This is a genomic window from Desmonostoc vinosum (genome assembly GCF_059505385.1).
Genome location: NZ_JCACKM010000311.1, coordinates 1 through 3,538, shown reverse-complemented (window position 1 = coordinate 3,538; position 3,538 = coordinate 1). Strand labels below are relative to the sequence as shown.

Annotated in this window: 4 protein-coding genes; 3 read left to right on the top strand and 1 reads right to left on the bottom strand. The window is 42.7% G+C overall.

The window, feature by feature from the left end:
• Window positions 1-169: 169 nt before the first annotated feature.
• Window positions 170-847, bottom strand: coding sequence for a helix-turn-helix transcriptional regulator (locus tag AC5JMF_RS31725; protein ID WP_495799684.1), 678 nt, complete (start codon window positions 845-847; stop codon window positions 170-172).
• A 99-nt stretch (window positions 848-946) separates the two neighbouring features.
• On the opposite strand from AC5JMF_RS31725, the gene AC5JMF_RS31720 reads away from it, so the two are divergent.
• The 3 genes from AC5JMF_RS31720 (at window position 947) to AC5JMF_RS31710 (ending at window position 3,233) form a co-directional block, all read left to right on the top strand.
• Window positions 947-1,603, top strand: a complete 657-nt coding sequence (locus AC5JMF_RS31720) for a DUF3386 domain-containing protein (protein ID WP_495799683.1) — start codon at window positions 947-949, stop codon at window positions 1,601-1,603.
• Window positions 1,604-1,823: 220 nt separating this feature from the next.
• Complete coding sequence (locus AC5JMF_RS31715) at window positions 1,824-2,015, top strand: hypothetical protein (RefSeq protein WP_495799682.1); 192 nt, start codon at window positions 1,824-1,826, stop codon at window positions 2,013-2,015.
• 90 nt (window positions 2,016-2,105) lie between these two features.
• Entirely contained in the window at window positions 2,106-3,233 is a 1,128-nt protein-coding gene (locus tag AC5JMF_RS31710; protein ID WP_495799681.1) for an AI-2E family transporter, read from the top strand.
• The last annotated feature ends 305 nt before the right edge of the window (window positions 3,234-3,538 follow it).

Below are 3,538 nucleotides of genomic sequence, written 5' to 3'. Positions count from 1 at the left end.
CGTAATTCGTAATTCGTAATTCGTAATTCGTAATTCGTAATTCGTAATTCGTAATTCGTAATTCGTAATTCGTAATTCGTAATTCGTAGTTGGGAATTGTCATTAGTTATTCTCCGCGTCCCCGCGTCCCCGCGTCCCCGCGTCTTTCTCACTCCCCACTCCCCACTCCCTACTCCCTACTCCCCATATCAACGGAATGCAGTTTTGCTACCATTTCGGTACGTGCGGAAACTCCTAATTTGCGGAACATCCTCTTTAAAGCTTGCTTGACGGAATTTTGAGTAATCCAAAGTTTGGTGGCGATTTCGGCATTTGTTAACCCCTGCGCTACGAGTTCAGCAATTTGTAACTCGCGTGGTGTCAGGGGATTTTCTGTAAAGGTTTTGGGCTTTGCTCGTAGGGTGGCAAGTTTTGCTGATAAGTGAATGCACAAAGCACTTAAGTCTGCTAAATCGTTGCCGTTAAAGGGAGGTGTACCGCGATCGCGGGCTAAGTTTAATGTTCCCACCAAACGACCGTCGCAGACAATTGGGCCGCTCATCACATGTTCGTGATCGTGGCGCGAACAAAAGTGTTTCCAATCGTCAGGGGATAATAGTAATTGCTCATGAGCGGGAGCATGACGCTCAACTACATAGCGCCCAACAGGATTACCACCCTCTAAGCATACCGCTGGGATGTCTTGTACATCGTCGATTTCTGGTGTTAAGTGATCGTCTAGGAGATAAATACCCCAATTTTGCACGCCAAAATGCTCGCCAATTTTATCCACTAGAGCTTGTCGTAATTCTTGCTCACTGCGGACATTGGCGATCGCTTCAAATACGGCATGTAGAGAATTAGCCATAAGTGTACCCAGTTGGGGTCTATGCACGGCTCAACAATTACCTCTATGCTAATACCAACGAATCTAAAACGCTAATTACAGTAGCGATAGGAGAAGCACATGACAGTTGCACAACTCTCTGCTCAGGAACTTTTCCGGGCTGCTTATGAAAACCGCTATACTTGGGACAAGAATTTTTCCGGTTACACCGCAGATATTACCTATAAATATGACGATCAGGTGTTTACAGGCAAAGTTCGCATCAACCCCAACCTCAAAGCAGATGTGTTGGATGTAAATGACGAACAAGCTAAACAAGCGATTCACAATCAAGCCTGGGAAATCGCTATTCACCGTGTCCGTCGCACCTTTGAAGAAACCCACAGCGCTAATACCTTTAGCTATGGTGAAACTGACACAGATGGTGCTGTTGCCATTATTCTCGGTGGCAAGGGTGAAGGCGATCGCTACAAAATCCGCAATAATGAAGTGAGCCTCGTTCACCGTCATATTCACGGCGTTGTAGTCACAATCAACACTTTCAGCAGCCACGATACAGGCGAAGGTTATTTATCTCACCGCTATGACTCTGTTTATCATGACCCGAAAACAGGCGAACAAAAAGGTGGTAAAAGCGAATTTACTGATGAGTATCAAAAGGTCGGTAACTACTTCATCTTAAATCGTCGGGAAATTCGCACCGAAGTAGAAGGAAAACTTTCGATTCAGGAATTTGTGTTCTCGAACATTGAATTGTTAGAACCTGTGGCTGCTTAATCAGTTATCAGTTGACAATATAGGCGATTGCTTAATTAAGCGATCGCTTTTACTTTAACTAGTTCCGTGGGTTTAAGTCCCCCAGTTCTATAACCGACAAGTTTTGTGTTGGGGTCTTACAAAGTTCAGATCGGAGGAAACCTCCGCTCTGACTTTGCGCTATATCCCCATTACAAAACTTAATTACGAATTACGAATTACGAATTACGAATTATTTAATATGGAAAATCAGCTAATTTTTATTCTGAAACTGCTTGTGTTATCAGCGTTGCTATCTCTGTTAATTAAGTACATACTTCCGAGTTTAGCGATCGCAGGAACGGCAACTAATGCATTAATTATAGTTTTGTTACCAAGTGTAATGATGGCGATCGCTCTGTTGTGGCGATTTCAGGTACAAAAACAGAATTAACCACTAAGAATGTAGGCATCAGCAATAAAATCAGCTAACCTAGCTGCATTGGAAGGAAATTGCATCTTGCCTACGCTTGGGAGTTAGCTTGTGAACCTTGGTCAATGGATTGGCTTAATTGCTATAGTTCTATCTTTATATATATTGTGGCAAATTCGAGAAGTGCTATTGCTGATGTTTGCCGCAGTTGTGTTGGCTGTGACTTTAAATCGGCTAGCGAAACGCTTCCAACGCTCAGGAGTGAAGCGTGGAATTGCTGTTTTGCTATCTGTAGCAATCTTTTTTGCATGTGTTATTGGTTTTTTCTTGTTGATTGTGCCACCTTTCGCACAGCAGTTTAATGAATTAACCTATCGTGTTCCTCAAGGATTTGAGCGCTTTAATAGTTGGTTTAATGAACTAAGAACCCGCATTCCTGCTCAATTAGTTCCGTATGTCCCGGATATCAACAGCCTCATTCAACAAGCACAGCCATTTGTTAATCGAGTACTAGGTAGTTCGTTTGCCTTTGTCTCTGGTTCTTTAGAAGTTTTTATCAAGGTTTTGCTGGTGCTAGTTTTAACAGGGATGTTCTTAGCCGATCCCTTAGCTTACCGCAAAGTATTTGTCCGGTTATTTCCCTCGTTTTATCGGCGACGAGTAGAAGGAATTTTAAATCAATGCGAAGTCTCATTAGAGGGATGGATCACAGGTGCTTTCATTGCCATGGGTGTAGTAGGATTGATGAGCGTTGTCGGCTTATCAATTTTGGGTGTAAAAGCAGCTCTAGCTTTAGGAGTTCTAGCAGGATTTTTAAACTTAATTCCTAACTTGGGGCCGACAATGAGTGTGATCCCAGCAATGGCGATCGCATTGTTAGATAATCCTTGGAAAGTCGTCGCTGTCTTGATTCTCTACTTTATTATTCAACAGACAGAGAGTAACTTCATCACACCCATTGTCATGGCACATCAAGTCTCTTTATTACCAGCAGTGACATTAATTTCCCAGTTATTTTTCGTCACTTTCTTTGGCTTTTTAGGACTATTTCTAGCTCTACCCCTGACAGTTGTCGCTAAAATTTGGGTGCAAGAAGTCCTAATTCAAGATGTTTTAGATAAATGGGGACACAATCATACACAAGAAGCTGAGTTGATCATAGTTTCTGAATCTTCCCCAATCGATGAATATGTCACAGTTAAAGACAAAAGGGAAGTAGATTCAGCGGATGAGGAGTGAGGGGATGGGGAGACGCGGGGATGGGGAGACGTAGGGGAAAATTTGAGAACGAAAAAGTTTATTTTTCGGATTGAATGTGACAAATTTAGTACTTGCGAGAAAAGATTAAAGGAAATGAGGGAAATAGGGTAAAGTTTGAGCCTTTGAGCCTGAACGTTGCGCCTTTAAGCCTGAACTTAAACTCAAAATTTCAATTTCTAACTTTCTTTACCCCATTCCCCATACTTCGACTTCGCTCAGTACAAGTTCCCAATCCCCAATCCCCAATCCCCAATCCCCAATCCCCAATCCCCAATCCCCAATCC